The organism is Marisediminitalea aggregata (genome assembly GCF_900129565.1).
In the GTDB taxonomy this organism is placed as follows: domain Bacteria; phylum Pseudomonadota; class Gammaproteobacteria; order Enterobacterales; family Alteromonadaceae; genus Alteromonas; species Alteromonas aggregata.
Window position 1 is genome coordinate 43,715 of record NZ_FQWD01000006.1, and the last position, 14,150, is coordinate 57,864.

The following is a 14,150-nucleotide window of genomic DNA, read 5'->3' on the forward strand; positions in this document are numbered from 1 at the left end:
AATCACTGTATAACGCCAGCGGAAGTTTAGCTGGTACAGTATTGCGGCATTCAGCGAACGTTGTTTGCCGCCTTATCATCATGAGAGCCCGAATTTGTTAAGTTACCTTCACGGTTATCACGCCGGCAATCACGCAGACCTTATCAAGCACGCAGTGTGGTTGGCGGTATTAGACCGTCTGCATCAAAAAGCAAAACCCTTTACCCTTATTGACACCCACGCTGGTGCAGGTTGTTACCCCTTGACGGGCGAACAAGCCCAGAAGACCCAGGAGTACAAAAGTGGTGTCGCTTTACTGCAGGGCTGGCAACCCGTTCATCCCGTCTTACAGCGATACCTTCAGGTATTAAAAGGGTTTTCGGAACGTCACCAGTATCCGGGGTCACCTCTTATATCCGTGTCACAACTGCGCGATGCGGATCATTTGCACCTCATGGAATTGCACCCGGGAGAACACGAACGGTTACGCACTGCCATTAAGCAAAATCGTGGAAACGGCCATACCCATGTACATCATCGCGACGGGTTTGAAGGCGCTATCTCGTTATGTCCTCCTAAACCCAACCGTGGCGCTATCCTGATTGACCCGCCATACGAACAGCGAAAAGAGTACGATGCGGTTATTACTGCTGTTAAGCAACTACTCAAACGCTGGCCACAGGCGCAAATTGTGTTGTGGTATCCGTTGTTGTCGCAGCGCGCTGGCGACAAAGCGGGGCAGTCTGAAGCCATGTGCGAGACGTTAGCGGCATTACAGCATAGCGTCCTGCAAGCCGAACTGCGGGTAGACGACCCAGCCAATGATGCTGGTATGTACGGATCCGGTGTGTGTTTAATAAACCCTGCGTGGCAAATAGATGCTGTCATTGATGACATGCTGAACGAACTGACCGCACAATTGGGTGCAGCGGCTCAATCCTCCGTAACCTGGCTGAATAAAACCGACTAATGAACGCCAAGGGCATCAAGCATTTCTACATCCCGGAAGAACAGTCAATTTATTTGCTGTCACATACTGATGCCAAAAAGTTAAAAGACTGGTTGGCATTATGCACCGAACAGCTGAGTGCTTTGGGCTATCGCGATATTCACCTTATTGGCAAAGGGGCTTATGGCTTTGCTTTCGCAGGTGTAGACCGTCAACAGCAACACCGGGTCTTTAAATTTACCCGTATTACGCTGCCTGCCAGCATTCAGGACCGGTTGGAAGAAGAAGCTTTTATGCAGTCGCTGGTAGACCACCCGCTAGTGCCCAGGGTCATCGATTTTCATCAAAAAGGGCGGCAGTCTATTCTTATGATGGAACGCGCGCCCGGACTGGACTTAGAGCAAGTCAGCTTGCGCGAAGGCGCATTGCATCCGCGACTTGTTGTAAAAATTGCGGTTCAGCTGGGTAAAATCCTGCTAGATCTTCGTCACCACACGCACCAGGGCCAGTTAAGACCTATTGTTCACGGCGACATAAAGCCCTCGAACCTGGTATGGGATGAAGTAAATGAGCGCATTGCATTAATTGACTGGGGTTCATCGGTGTTTGCGCAGCTAGACGAGCACCAGCAACCGGTGCAAAACAATGTACTGGATCTGATGTCTGGCGATCTACAGCAAACCAATGCGCGGTTGGGTGATGTGTATTTTATCGGCGATGCGCAATTGAACGGGGCACTGTCGAGTCCCCGATTCGACGAACAAGGCCTGGCAAGTACCCTGTATGCGTTGGCTTCCGGCCAATCAGCGCGATTTGCCCGACAGGTTATTCCGCCGTCATCACTAGGGTTACCCAAGATACTGTCTGACATTCTCACCTATATGCTAAGTGACAATGAAAGCGCCCAGCGAGAAGGGGGCGACTACCTGCTTTCTCATTTGTCATTATTGGAAAACCTGGTATTTGGTGAGCATGTGCCTGCGCCTGCTGAAGCTTTGTTACCGGTCTGGGTAAGTCGCAGCAGCAAGGCTATTGAGACCGTGGTTTACAGCTCTCGTAAGTCTTTTCTGCGGGAGCGGGCGACTGACTCGGCCCAGAATGACACCGTACAGGCACTCAATTACATTAATGACGCGCAGTTCGAGCGCTACTATAAGAATTATCTCGATGGCATGGGCGATACGGAGAAGGGATTTCTAGCTGCCATCAGCCGATTGGCGAAATATCCGGTGGTAGGCGGCCTGGCGATCAACTGGCAACCGGACGGCGTTTATATTGACTCCAGTCTTAACCTGCATGAACCCGACAAAAAAGACGCGTTTGACCAGGCCGTTAACAATGTGGTGATGCTGGCCCGTTCCATTCATCGCAAGGGGGTATTCAAGTGTTGCCTTTTCGATGCCAAAAACACCCTGCATTTTGATAGGGACACGTCACAAAGCAAATTCGTTGCTGCGCCCGGCACACGAATTCCGTACGAAAAATCTGTGCAAACACTAAGTGCCAGCGAAAGTCGCTTGCATTCCTATTTTGAGGACGGTGACGATCCTGATGAATTGCTCGCATTGCCGGCGACAATCATGGACGCTATTTCCCGGTTAAACGCCATTCATCACACCGGATGCATTATTTTTGAAGCATTAAGCCACCACCTCAAAATCCATAGTTACTATCGATTACTTGATCACACTAAAGAAAATGAGTTTAATGCGCTGTTAGATTTGATCGTGCAGGCACTCCCTGAAATCAGCGGTGAAGGAATAAGTGGCTTTATGAAGCTGCCGTACAAAGACACTCGTTGTTTTGATCACCGCGCGCGCTGCGCCGACAAATATTATCCAAGAAACCCCAAAGCACACTAGTTGCGCGTTTTTTTCACGCTAAAGGGTGCGCATTTCTTCGGGGTGATAAATACGTTTTAGGAGATATCCTTGGAACAACAAAATGAAGTTAAACTGTCTTCACTGTTAGAACTAGAAACCCTTGAACACGGTTTATACCGAGGCCAAAGCTGGGATTTAGGCTTTCGCGCTTTGTTTGGTGGTCAGGTATTAGGCCAGGCGCTGCAGGCTGCTTATCAAAGTGTACCGGAAGATCGCGTTGTGCATTCCTTCCACAGTTATTTTCTGTTACCCGGCGATGCGAAAAAGCCGGTTGTTTACGACGTTGAAATAGTGCGTGACGGCAAAAGTTTTTCAGCCCGACGCGTGAAAGCAATTCAAAACGGCCGCAGTATTTTTTACATGACTGCGTCTTTCCAGACACCAGAAGCGGGTATGAGCCATCAGTTCGCCGATATGCCTGATGTGCCGCGTCCGGAAGACGTTGAGCCAGACATCAGAATGTACGAACGCAATTATGCGCATTTGGGGCGACGCATGAGGGAAGCGCTCAGCTACCATCGTCCTATTGATATTCGTACTGTTGATGCAGTGGCGTCGTTTACGGCAAAGAATCGCAAACCCGTTCGTGCAACCTGGTTAAAAACGGAAGAAGCTCTGGGTGACAATCAGTCAATGCATCAGGCGGTGTTGTCTTATGCCAGTGACTATCATTTCCTGAGTACCTCACTGCAGCCACACGGTGTGCAAATAACAGATAAAAATTTAGTGATTGCCACCATCGACCATGCAATGTGGTTCCATCGTCCGGTAAACATGAATGAATGGCTGTTGTATGTAATGGAAAGCCCGGTCAGCGAAAGTGCGCGTGGTTTGGTGCGTGGCCAGATTTTCAACCAGCAAGGTGAATTAGTCGCATCGACAATGCAAGAAGGGTTAATGCGTTTGCGCGAAGAATAATACCTCAATCTGTTGTTGGTGGCGGTTGCAATTGTTTATGGTTACCATTAGTGACGTATGAACTGAGCCGCCAACACTTATTTCATCAGCAGCGTGACTTTTGTCGCCCCATAAAAAATGCCCAGAACTTAAAAAGCTCCGGGCCTAGGGGAATGGCTCATTGCTGAGCCGTGCGCTAACTTTCACAAAGGGAGAGGTGTATAGTATTCACGCGGTTCAGTAATAATAGCGCAAACCTGCTCACTTTATAAACAATTTTTTAGAAATACTTCAAACTGACTGAATTATAGACCATTCCTAACACGCATCAAGTCAATTTGTTCAATAAATCCACGCCAAATGAACAGATTTTAAACAGGTTGTGCAATATTTATCCACAGAGGATTGTACTGTCTTTTTACAAAGCGCCTGTCCGTATAACAGTATAACTATACAAAGCTTGACGGAATGTAAGCCATTCACAGCATGAATAATGGTAATCCCTTACAGAATACCGACTTGTCATTGTGGTTTGTGATGGTCAAAGTAGAATGAGCGCTATTAAGGATTGCCCTGATTATGGTTGCAGCAGGTTGCAAGCGGTAGATAATCAGAATCAATGCGTCACTTTTTTGTTCGATAAGGTATGCACTATGAAAACTTATACAAGCCATATTCCTCCTCAACGTACCTTAATGGGACCTGGCCCGTCAGATGTTAGCCCGCGTGTACTGAACGCCATGGCGCGCAGCACTGTGGGGCATCTGGACCCGGATTTCATTGGTCTGATGGATGAAACGAAAGAGTTGCTTCAATACGCATTTAAAACAAACAATGCACTGACAATGCCTATTTCAGCCCCGGGTTCTGCGGGTATGGAAGCAGCGTTCGTTAATTTGGTTGAGCCGGGTGATACAGTCATTGTGTGTATTAATGGTGTATTCGGCGGCCGAATGAAAGAAAACGTCATTCGCTGCGGTGCAAAAGCGGTTGTCGTAGAAGACGACTGGGGTAAACAAACAGACCTGAATAAATTAGAAGACGCGCTGAAAGCACACCCTGAAGCGAAAGTTGTTGCTTTTGTTCACGCTGAGACCTCTACCGGGGTTCGCAACGATGCGGCGGCAATGTGTAAACTGGCTCAACAATACGACTGTCTGACTATTGTAGATGCGGTTACTTCTCTGGGGGGTATTGAAGTCGCGGTTGATGACTGGGGAATTGATGCAATTTATTCTGGCTCGCAAAAATGTTTGAGCTGTGTACCCGGTATTTCACCTGTGTCGTTCAGTGATCGCGCTGTTGAAGTGATCCAGGCCAGAAAAACGCCGGTGCAAAGCTGGTTTCTCGACATGAACCTGATTGTGGGTTACTGGGGGCAGGGCGGCAAGCGTGCTTATCATCACACAGCACCAGTGAATAGCATTTATGCAACGCATGAATCGCTTGTGATGTTGCACGAAGAAGGGCTGGAGAATGCCTGGGCCAGACACGCACGACTGCACGATAAACTGGTAGCAGGTCTGGAGTCTTTAGGCATTGAAATGGCCGTAGACAAAGCGTATCGGTTGCCCCAGTTAAATGTTGTCAATATTCCAGAAGGCGTAGACGATGCAGCAATCCGAGGTCGACTGTTAAATGAGTTTAATCTCGAAATTGGCGCTGGATTAGGCGCGTTTGCTGGAAAAGTCTGGCGTATTGGCCTGATGGGCTCAGGTTGTACCGACAAAAATGTCGATTTCTGCCTGGGCGCACTGAAAACCGTTTTAAACTAAATAATTCCACATCTATCGCAAAGTTGTAATAAATAATTGTTATTTACCGACAACAAACGCTAGTATCATCTCTGTTAGCACAGTTATCCAGGCGCTGCTAACAGGGATGTGTTTCAGCATTGCGGGGCTCCGCATGCCGCTTTTCATTTCCCTTATTGATAATGTATCAGCACAGCGGCGCTTGCCGTTGTATTAAAACAACAATAAGGCTTCTTTATGCTTCACAGAATTTGGCTTGTTTTCATAGTAAGCGCTTTTGCTGCAACTATGTATCAGGCAGTTTTTGGCGATCATCCTCAGGGGTTTCAGGATGTAATGTCGATGGTTAGCAGCATGGCAACGCTGAGCGTTGAAATTGCGATCGGTTTGATCGGCGTGCTGGCGTTCTGGTTAGGTATCTTTGAAGTAGCAGAAAAGTCGGGGCTGATTCAGAAATTCTCCCGGCTTCTTGCGCCATTTTTGTGCCGAATCATGCCCGACATTCCCCGCGACCATCCTGCACTTGGTAGTATTACCATGAATATGTCGGCAAATTTATTAGGTCTGGATAATGCCGCTACGCCTTTCGGGATAAAGGCTATGCAGGACATGCAAAGCCTGGCACCGCGTAAGGACACCCTCACAAACAGCCAGATCCTGTTTCTGGTTTTAAATACCTCATCGGTAACACTCTTTCCTATTGCGGTATTTTTGTATCGCGGTGAGCAGGGTGCGGCCCAGCCTACCGATGTATTTATTCCTATTTTACTTGCCACCAGTGCGTCTACGTTGGCGGGGTTAATTGTGACCTGCGCGGTACAGAAAATTAACCTGTTTAATCGCGTAATTTTGCTGTATCTGGTTGCGGTATTTGGTTTGTTAGCCGCGGTGATCCTGTATTTTGCACAGTTAGCTGCTTCAGAATTAGCCAGTCAGTCAGCCATTGTGGCAAACAGCCTGTTATTCACTTTTGTTGTGGGTGTACTCATTAGTGGCTGGCGTGTAGGAAATAATACCTATGAGCAGTTTGTCGACGGCGCAAAGAAGGGCTTCGATGTAGCGGTCTCGCTTATTCCCTTTTTACTGGCTATGTTAGTGGCCATCGGTATGCTTCGCGCCAGTGGCGTGATGGACATTCTGGTGCAATGGATAGCCAGCGCCGCAATATGGCTAGGCTTCGACCCCCGTTTCGTTGACGCATTGCCCACCGCGCTTATGAAACCTCTGAGTGGCAGTGGTGCCCGTGCGCTGATGATAGAGACAATGCAACATCACGGCGCAGATTCGTTTGCCGGTAGGTTGGCATCTGTGATGCAAGGCTCTACCGAAACCACCTTTTATGTGCTTGCAGTATACCTGGGCGCAGTGGGCATTAAACATTCACGCTACGCCGTAGCCTGTTGTCTGGCAGCAGACTTAGCGGGTATTGTTACAGCCATTCTGGTAAGTTATTGGTTCTTTGGTTAAACCTCAGTCAGTATGTGTTCAGATACCGTTAAGGTAACAGTTGTCATGCTACTCGCTCAATTTACAAAGGAGTAAATCATGCGTTTTAACATGTTGTGTGCATTGATCGTGAGTGTCGGACTTTCGAGCAGTGCTTTTGCCGCCAATACCCACGAGCATCGCAGGTTAGTTAATGTGTCTGGTCAGGGGGCGGTCAGCGTTGTACCCGATGCTTTTACAGTCAGTGTTGTGCTGGAAGAACGCGGTCCTGTTGTCAGTAAGTTAAATCAGCAAATGTCAGACCGATTGGCATCAGTCGTCCAATTTTTACTGAAGTCCGGCGTAGAAGAAAAGCACATTCAGTCCATGTCAGTTAATTTAAACCCGTGGTACGAGCACACGCCGAATGGCAGGCAAGACAAGGGCTTCATTTTAAGTCGAGAGGTACGCGTAACCTCTACGGAGCTGCAATCTTACGACTCAATTCTCGATGGTATTCTAGGGCGTGGCGTAGACCGCATTCAGCGTTTTGAATTTATTAATTTAGATGCTGGCGAAGCCTATCAGCAGGCGCTGATAGCTGCTGTACAGGATGCAAAAGTACGAGCGGGCTTGTTAGCGCGCGAAATGGGAGTAAAATTGGGTAACGTAATTACCATTAATGAATCAGCCGGACACAGCATGCCGCCCGTTATGGCCACTATGCGAATGAAAGACGAGATGAGCAGTAGCTTGCCTGGTCAGTCAGACATAACAGCCACCGTGTCAGTGTCATTTGAGCTAATAGAAAAATATCACTAAGAGAGACAGAATTTGACAAGCAGTACCTTTTATTCACAGCTCGCCGCTCAGGCCCGTAGTTTGGTAGAGGGCGAGCGCGACATGATTGCCAACATGGCTAACATTAGCGCACTATTGTTTAACCAGATGGACGATGTCAATTGGGCGGGTTTTTATTTGTATAAAGAAGACCAGTTGGTTTTAGGGCCGTTTCAGGGGCAGCCAGCCTGCATCCGCATCCCAATGGGTAAAGGCGTCTGTGGCACGGCAGCAGCAACCAATACGGTGCAACGAATAGAAGACGTTCACCAGTTCGAAGGCCATATTGCCTGTGACGCTGCGTCAAACTCTGAAATTGTGATCCCCATTGTGGTCAATAACCAGTTAATTGGTGTGCTGGATATCGACAGCCCGAAGCTGTCGCGCTTTACAGCAGAAGACGAGGCGGGTCTGTGTGAGATTGTAGGTGTCCTGAGTCGTACATTGGTATGAAGCATTTGATTGACATTCAGGTGGTGCTTGCCACCTGGCAGGACATGGAAGATGTATTTGAAGAGCCAGATGAGGCAGCTGAACGGTTAAATACCATATTGCATATGGTATATGACCGTGCTGAAGAAGACATTTCAGTGGAGCGGCTTGAAGGTCTGCTGTCTCATACCTGGTCAATTTGGCATCAAGATGAAAATTTATTGTACGTAAATGACGATGATTTGCTTGATTGGGTTGACCATCTGCTAGCAACTTGGGATGATGCAGACAATCTCGATTAACTCATATACACGTTAATATTGATGGAATCATCACAGAAGTTTAGTAACAGTAAAGAAGTCATCGCCTTTCTGGCGGAGACATTCCCGAAATGCTTCAGCCTGGAAGGTGAAGCTCGTCCTTTAAAAATTGGTATTTTCCAGGATTTGGCCGAGCGCCTGCAGGAAGACGAACGGGTTAGTAAAACCTTGTTACGTTCCAGTCTGCGTCATTACACCAACAGCTGGCGTTACCTTTACAGTATTAAAAAAGGTAACCACCGCGTTGACTTAGATGGTAATCAGGATGCTGCGATTGAGCAGGAGCATGAAGATCACGCTAAACAACAGCTGGAGGAAAGCAAAGCCAAAGCGGCCGAAAAACGCAAAGCGGCGGGTAAGCCACCTCGCAAAAAGCCAGACGGCAGACCAGCTGCTAAAAATGGCGGTGAACGCCAGGCGAAATCAGCGCCAGGCCGCTATAATGGAACTAAATCCAAAACAAACAGACCAACTAAAGTACCCCCAGCGAAATTAACAGACGCAGATCTTACTACCGGTACAGCAGTTACAGTGAAGCTGGGTAAAGCGCCTATGCATGCTGTAATTACCGAAGTAGCGAAAGACGGTGTTCATGTTCAACTGGATACGGGGATGGTGGTTAAAGTCAACCCAGAGGCTTTACGTCTAGCACGTTCCAAGAGGTCGTAATATGAAAGATTTACTCCGAGTTTCAGTCGCCGGTGCTATTTTAGCGCTAAGTGTTGGCGCTGGTGCCGTTACATCAGGTAATAGCGTAGAAGATTTGCCGGTTCTCCAACAGGAGCCACAGCACTCGTCTGCCGCTAAGCGAATAAGTACGTTGTTCACCCGTGAGCATTACAAGCTTATTAAACTTGATGATGCACTCTCGGAGAAAGTCTACGATCGATTTTTGCGGGCTTTGGACGGCAACCGCAATGTGTTTTTGCAATCAGACATTGACGGCTTTGCTAAATACCGCGACGAATTTGACGATGCATTAACCCGCGGTAATTTGCAAATCGCGTACGACATGTACAACATCAATCTGGAACGACGCGTAGAGCGCTATAAGTTTGCGCTCAAGCAGCTCGATACGCCGTTTGATTTTGAAAAAGCGGGCGACAAGTTCTATTACGACCGTGAAGAAGCGCCATGGGCTACTGATATGGCAGAACTCGATGAGTTATGGCGTCAGCGTGTTAAATACGACGCGCTTAACCTGAAGCTCGCGGGCAAAGAGCCAGAAAAAATTAAAGAGTTGCTGACCAAGCGCTATGAGCGTGCCATTAAGCGTTTGAAACAAACGCAAAGCGAAGATGTGTTTCAAACCGTAATGAATTCGTTTGCACGTAGTATTGAAGCGCATACCAGTTATTTATCGCCCCGTAATGCAGACCGCTTCCAGATGGACATGAATCTGTCTCTGGAAGGTATTGGTGCAGTACTACAAAGTGAAGACGATTTTACTGTCATCAAGAGCATTGTAGCCGGCGGCCCTGCCGACAAAACGAAGGCTTTGAAGCCCGAAGACAAGATCGTGGGTGTCGCTCAGGGTGATGAAGATTTTGTTGATGTTATCGGCTGGCGTTTAGACGACGTGGTTGAACTGATCAAAGGCCCAAAGGGCAGTGAAGTACGCTTACAGGTTCAAAAAGGAACTGGCGACAGCACCGCGATCTCGGTGATCAATATCGTTCGCGACAAAATTAAACTGGAAGACCGCGCCGCCAAGTCAGAAGTGTTTGTGCCTGAGTCAGGTCCACACCAAGGCGAAAAAATTGGCGTTATCGATATACCCAGTTTCTATAACAACCTACACGTTGATGTACTTAAAGAAATCAACGCGTTAAAAGCGCAAGATGTAAAAGGCATTATTGTTGACTTGCGCGGTAATGGCGGTGGTTCGCTGTCTGAAGCGACACTGGTTTCAGGTTTGTTTATTGAGGCAGGACCGGTAGTTCAGATCCGTTATGAAGGCGGGCGCATGAGTGTGAATAAAGACACCGATGGACGTGTTGCTTATTCCGGACCTTTAACGGTGCTGGTTGACCGTTACAGCGCTTCGGCGTCAGAGATCTTTGCCGCAGCGATGCAGGATTACAATCGCGCATTAATCATCGGTGAGCAAACTTTCGGTAAAGGTACGGTTCAACAACACAAAGGGTTGGGACGTATCTACGATTTATACGAAAACCCGCTGGGCAGTGTGCAATACACCATCGCTAAGTTCTATCGTATCAATGGCGGCAGTACGCAGCACAAAGGTGTTGTGCCTGATATTTTGTTCCCTTCTCCAATAGATCCGGCAGAGTGGGGCGAAAGTCAGGAAGAAAACGCATTGCCGTGGGATAGCATTAAACGAGCTAATTACACCACGTTTGGTGATTCCCAGTCTGCAATTGACGTTCTGGCGGCAAAACATAATGCGCGCATTTTACAGGATCCTGAGTTTGCGTATATTCAGCAAGACATTGAAGAATATCGTAAAAATAAAGACAAAGCGTTTATTTCCCTGGTTGAATCAGAACGTTTGGCTGAGAAGGAAAAAAACGAAGCTGAAGCGCTGACGCGTGCAAACGAGCGTCTGTTGCGGCTGGGTTTACCCAAGGTGGAAAACCTTGATGACCTGCCAGAGGCTTTGGACGACATCGACCCCTATTTGTCGGAAGCGGCAAACATTACACTGGACATGGTTGAGACAGGTAAGTACGCATTTAAACAAGGGTAATATCAGAAATACCGAAAGGGCTGGCGTTTGCCAGCCCTTTTTCATTCAAAAAGCAGTGTTGAAAAATACAACAACAAAATAAAATCATTATTAAAACAATAATAAAGGGAACAATATGGCGATTCGCGGTGAGTTTTCTTCCCGTATCGGGTTTATCCTGGCGGCAGCGGGGTCAGCAGTTGGACTGGGTAACATCTGGGGGTTTCCTACCCAGGTAGCCAGTAATGGTGGAGCGGCTTTTGTACTGGTCTATTTAATGTTAGCGTTTGCGCTGGCATATCCGGTGCTTATGGCAGAACTGATCATTGGTCGGGCTCACAGAGCCAACATGGTCGACTCGCTTGGACAGATCACGTCAAATCCATTGGGCCGCCTGACGGGTTTGTGGGGTTGTATAACCGTATCGCTGATACTGGCTTTCTACGCCATTGTCGGCGGCTGGATGATTGCTTATTTTGGTGAATCGGTCACACGCCCGGTTGTTTCACAGGCTGTCAGTGATTGGTTTGTTAGCTATTCTATTAGCAGCAATCTGATTTTTTGTGCGCTATTCCTAAGTTTAACATCGTACATCGTACTCGGTGGTGTAAAAGCCGGTATCGAACGGTGGTCTGTGCGTTTAATGCCAACCCTGTTCATACTAATGGGCTTACTGATTGTTTATGTCAGTTTCCAACCTGGCGCAAGTGAAGGCTGGGCGGCTTATCTGGTTCCCGACTTTACCCGGGTATTGAATCCCGATCTGCTCATTGATGCTATGGGGCAGGCGTTCTTTTCCATGTCTCTGGGTGTAGGTACTATGCTGGTCTACGGCTCGTACATGAGTAAAAAGGAGGACCTGCCAAGTATTGGTGCCTGGGTGGCATTAGTGGATATCGGTGTTGCTATCATCGCCGGTATGTTAATTATCCCTGCGATGTATGTGGCGCTAAACAACGGCGTACAAATTTTCTCGGAGTCGGGGGATTTAATCGCTGGCGACCAGTTAATTTTCACCGTGTTACCTGCATTATTTAAAACTATAGGGCCGATAGGCTTATTGGTGTCCGTGGTGTTCTTTGCACTTATGGTGATTGCCGCTTTAACCAGCTCTATTTCAATGCTGGAAGTGCCGGTAGCTTATTTATCTGAAAGCCGGAATATGCCACGCAAACGCGCGGTGTGGATTGTAACCACCACCATTTTCCTGCTCAGCGCGATTATTATTCTGAATTTCTCTACACTTTTCGGCTTAGTTATTGCGCTAACGACGAAGTACAGTCAGCCGTTGTTAGGCTTCGCACTGTGTATTTTTGCCGGCTGGGTGTGGAAGCGAAATGAAATTCTGGCCGAGCTGAAGGCCAGTGCCCCCGATATGGAACAGCGCCTGTTTTGGAAAATTTGGCCTTGGTATGTAAAGTTTGTGTGTCCGGTTGTCATTCTTGTGATGTTTTATCGGTCGGTGATGTAAGGAATAGTCATGACGTCTCAACAAGAAATTAAACAACCCAGCTTACTGGACGCGTTAATCCCGATTGTCTCACTTGTACTAATGATGGGAACGGCGGTGTATCTGTTTTCTGACAATTCATCGTTCGGGCCCAACCAGATAGCTCTGTTAATTGGTACCGGTTTAGCGGCTATCATAGGCATGAAAAACGGCCACCGCTGGAAAGATATTGAAGCGGGCATTATTCAGGGCATTTCAGTCTCTCTGGGGGCTTGCCTGATATTACTGGCAGTGGGTTCATTAATTGGTACCTGGATGCTTGCCGGCACTGTGCCTACACTCATTTATTACGGCCTTGAACTGCTTAATCCGTCTATGTTTTACGCGGCCAGCTGTTTAATTTGTGCGGTAGTGGCAATGAGTATCGGCAGCTCCTGGACAACCGCTGCGACCGTTGGTGTAGCTCTGATGGGTGTAGCCGCGGGTATGGACATGTCTGCGGCAATTACTGCAGGTGCAGTGGTCTCTGGTGCCTATTTTGGTGACAAGATTTCACCACTTTCAGAAACAACCAATTTGGCACCTGCAGTTGCCGGCGTAGATCTGTTTGAACACATCCGCTACATGCTATGGACAACGATCCCCAGCTTTATCATTGCGCTTATTCTGTTTGTTATTCTGGGTTTTAGCGCGTCTACAGAACAGTCAGCGGCGAAGATTCAGGAAATGCAGTTGCTGTTGGAAAACACCTTTAATCTGAATCTGTTCATGCTTGTGCCCCTTGTTGTGTTGCTAACGCTTGCTGTGCGAAAGATGCCCGCTTTTCCAGCGGTGGCTATTGGAGCATTATTAGGCGGAGCCTGGGCCATTATCTTCCAAACCGATGTTGTACTTGGCATGAAAGACGGAGCAGACTCAGACGTAGTGGGCACCGTTAAGGTGGTGTGGACTGCGTTATTCGATGGTGTGAGCTTTGACACAGGTGATGGCACGCTGGACAGCTTGCTTAGCCGTGGTGGTATGTCATCAATGCTCAACACCATCTGGTTAATTATTTGCGCCATGTCATTTGGTGCGGTACTGGAGCGGGTAGGTCTGCTCAATCGTGCGGTCAGTGCTATTTTACATGGTGCCAAAACCGCAGGTGCAATGGTAACCCGCACTATTTTTACCTGTATCGGCACTAACCTGATTACAGCTGATCAGTACATGGCAATCGTTATGCCTGGGCGCATGTACAAGCAAGAGTTCGAGAAGCGTGGATTAAATCAGTTGAATTTATCCCGCAGCCTGGAAGACGGGGGCACCTTAACATCGCCACTCATTCCGTGGAACACCTGTGGTGCCTACATGCATGGCGTATTAATGGTACATCCGTTTGAATACATCTTTTACGCGTTCTTCAACGTAATTAACCCAATTCTGGCTATGATTTACGCGTATTTTGGTATCAAGATTTTGCGTATCACACCACCCGAGTCCGTGGTTGAATCTTCCGTTTCTTCTGCAAAATAATTTAGTAAAGGAGAGTG

Annotated in this window: 12 protein-coding genes; all 12 read left to right on the top strand. The window is 47.8% G+C overall.

Annotated features, from left to right (window positions below; translation table 11 throughout):
• The first annotated feature begins 94 nt into the window (after positions 1-94).
• The 12 genes from BUB81_RS16770 (at position 95) to nhaC (ending at position 14,133) form a co-directional block, all read left to right on the top strand.
• Positions 95-949 (top strand): 23S rRNA (adenine(2030)-N(6))-methyltransferase RlmJ, encoded by an 855-nt coding sequence (locus BUB81_RS16770; protein ID WP_073324835.1) that lies wholly within the window; start codon positions 95-97, stop codon positions 947-949.
• Entirely contained in the window at positions 949-2,790 is a 1,842-nt protein-coding gene (locus BUB81_RS16775; protein WP_073324515.1) for a serine/threonine protein kinase, read from the top strand. The genes BUB81_RS16770 and BUB81_RS16775 overlap by 1 nt, the downstream gene beginning before the upstream one ends.
• Before the next feature lie 69 nt (positions 2,791-2,859).
• On the top strand, positions 2,860-3,729 hold the full coding sequence (locus BUB81_RS16780; RefSeq protein WP_073324516.1) for an acyl-CoA thioesterase domain-containing protein: 870 nt from the start codon (positions 2,860-2,862) through the stop codon (positions 3,727-3,729).
• Positions 3,730-4,403: 674 nt separating this feature from the next.
• Positions 4,404-5,483 (top strand): pyridoxal-phosphate-dependent aminotransferase family protein, encoded by a 1,080-nt coding sequence (locus tag BUB81_RS16785; protein ID WP_073324836.1) that lies wholly within the window; start codon positions 4,404-4,406, stop codon positions 5,481-5,483.
• 216 nt (positions 5,484-5,699) lie between these two features.
• A complete protein-coding gene (locus BUB81_RS16790) occupies positions 5,700-6,929 on the top strand; it encodes a nucleoside recognition domain-containing protein (protein ID WP_073324517.1) in 1,230 nt (409 codons plus the stop codon).
• A gap of 78 nt (positions 6,930-7,007) precedes the next feature.
• On the top strand, positions 7,008-7,709 hold the full coding sequence (locus BUB81_RS16795) for an SIMPL domain-containing protein (RefSeq protein WP_073324518.1): 702 nt from the start codon (positions 7,008-7,010) through the stop codon (positions 7,707-7,709).
• Between the two features lie 12 nt (positions 7,710-7,721).
• Complete coding sequence (locus tag BUB81_RS16800; protein WP_073324519.1) at positions 7,722-8,180, top strand: GAF domain-containing protein; 459 nt, start codon at positions 7,722-7,724, stop codon at positions 8,178-8,180.
• A complete protein-coding gene (locus tag BUB81_RS16805) occupies positions 8,177-8,461 on the top strand; it encodes a hypothetical protein (RefSeq protein ID WP_073324520.1) in 285 nt (94 codons plus the stop codon). Before BUB81_RS16800 ends, BUB81_RS16805 begins: the two co-directional genes overlap by 4 nt.
• A 21-nt stretch (positions 8,462-8,482) precedes the next feature.
• Positions 8,483-9,148: an RNA chaperone ProQ gene (proQ, locus tag BUB81_RS16810; RefSeq protein ID WP_073324521.1), complete on the top strand. Its 666-nt coding sequence runs from the start codon at positions 8,483-8,485 to the stop codon at positions 9,146-9,148.
• Between the two features lies 1 nt (position 9,149).
• On the top strand, positions 9,150-11,189 hold the full coding sequence (gene prc, locus BUB81_RS16815; RefSeq protein ID WP_073324522.1) for a carboxy terminal-processing peptidase: 2,040 nt from the start codon (positions 9,150-9,152) through the stop codon (positions 11,187-11,189).
• Between the two features lie 115 nt (positions 11,190-11,304).
• The gene (locus BUB81_RS16820; protein ID WP_073324523.1) at positions 11,305-12,639 is read left to right on the top strand and encodes a sodium-dependent transporter; all 1,335 of its coding nucleotides are present in this window, start codon (positions 11,305-11,307) and stop codon (positions 12,637-12,639) included.
• A gap of 9 nt (positions 12,640-12,648) precedes the next feature.
• Positions 12,649-14,133, top strand: coding sequence for a Na+/H+ antiporter NhaC (nhaC, locus tag BUB81_RS16825; RefSeq protein WP_073324524.1), 1,485 nt, complete (start codon positions 12,649-12,651; stop codon positions 14,131-14,133).
• The last annotated feature ends 17 nt before the right edge of the window (positions 14,134-14,150 follow it).

What these genes read in the sequence shown, in the direction of transcription:
- BUB81_RS16775 (WP_073324515.1), top strand. Translation starts at nt 949, where the DNA reads ATGAACGCCAAGGGCATCAAGCATTTCTACATCCCGGAAGAACAGTCA.
- BUB81_RS16785 (WP_073324836.1), top strand. Translation starts at nt 4,404, where the DNA reads ATGGGACCTGGCCCGTCAGATGTTAGCCCGCGTGTACTGAACGCCATG.
- BUB81_RS16790 (WP_073324517.1), top strand. Translation starts at nt 5,700, where the DNA reads ATGCTTCACAGAATTTGGCTTGTTTTCATAGTAAGCGCTTTTGCTGCA.
- BUB81_RS16795 (WP_073324518.1), top strand. Translation starts at nt 7,008, where the DNA reads ATGCGTTTTAACATGTTGTGTGCATTGATCGTGAGTGTCGGACTTTCG.
- BUB81_RS16805 (WP_073324520.1), top strand. Translation starts at nt 8,177, where the DNA reads ATGAAGCATTTGATTGACATTCAGGTGGTGCTTGCCACCTGGCAGGAC.
- proQ (WP_073324521.1), top strand. Translation starts at nt 8,483, where the DNA reads ATGGAATCATCACAGAAGTTTAGTAACAGTAAAGAAGTCATCGCCTTT.
- prc (WP_073324522.1), top strand. Translation starts at nt 9,150, where the DNA reads ATGAAAGATTTACTCCGAGTTTCAGTCGCCGGTGCTATTTTAGCGCTA.
- BUB81_RS16820 (WP_073324523.1), top strand. Translation starts at nt 11,305, where the DNA reads ATGGCGATTCGCGGTGAGTTTTCTTCCCGTATCGGGTTTATCCTGGCG.
- nhaC (WP_073324524.1), top strand. Translation starts at nt 12,649, where the DNA reads ATGACGTCTCAACAAGAAATTAAACAACCCAGCTTACTGGACGCGTTA.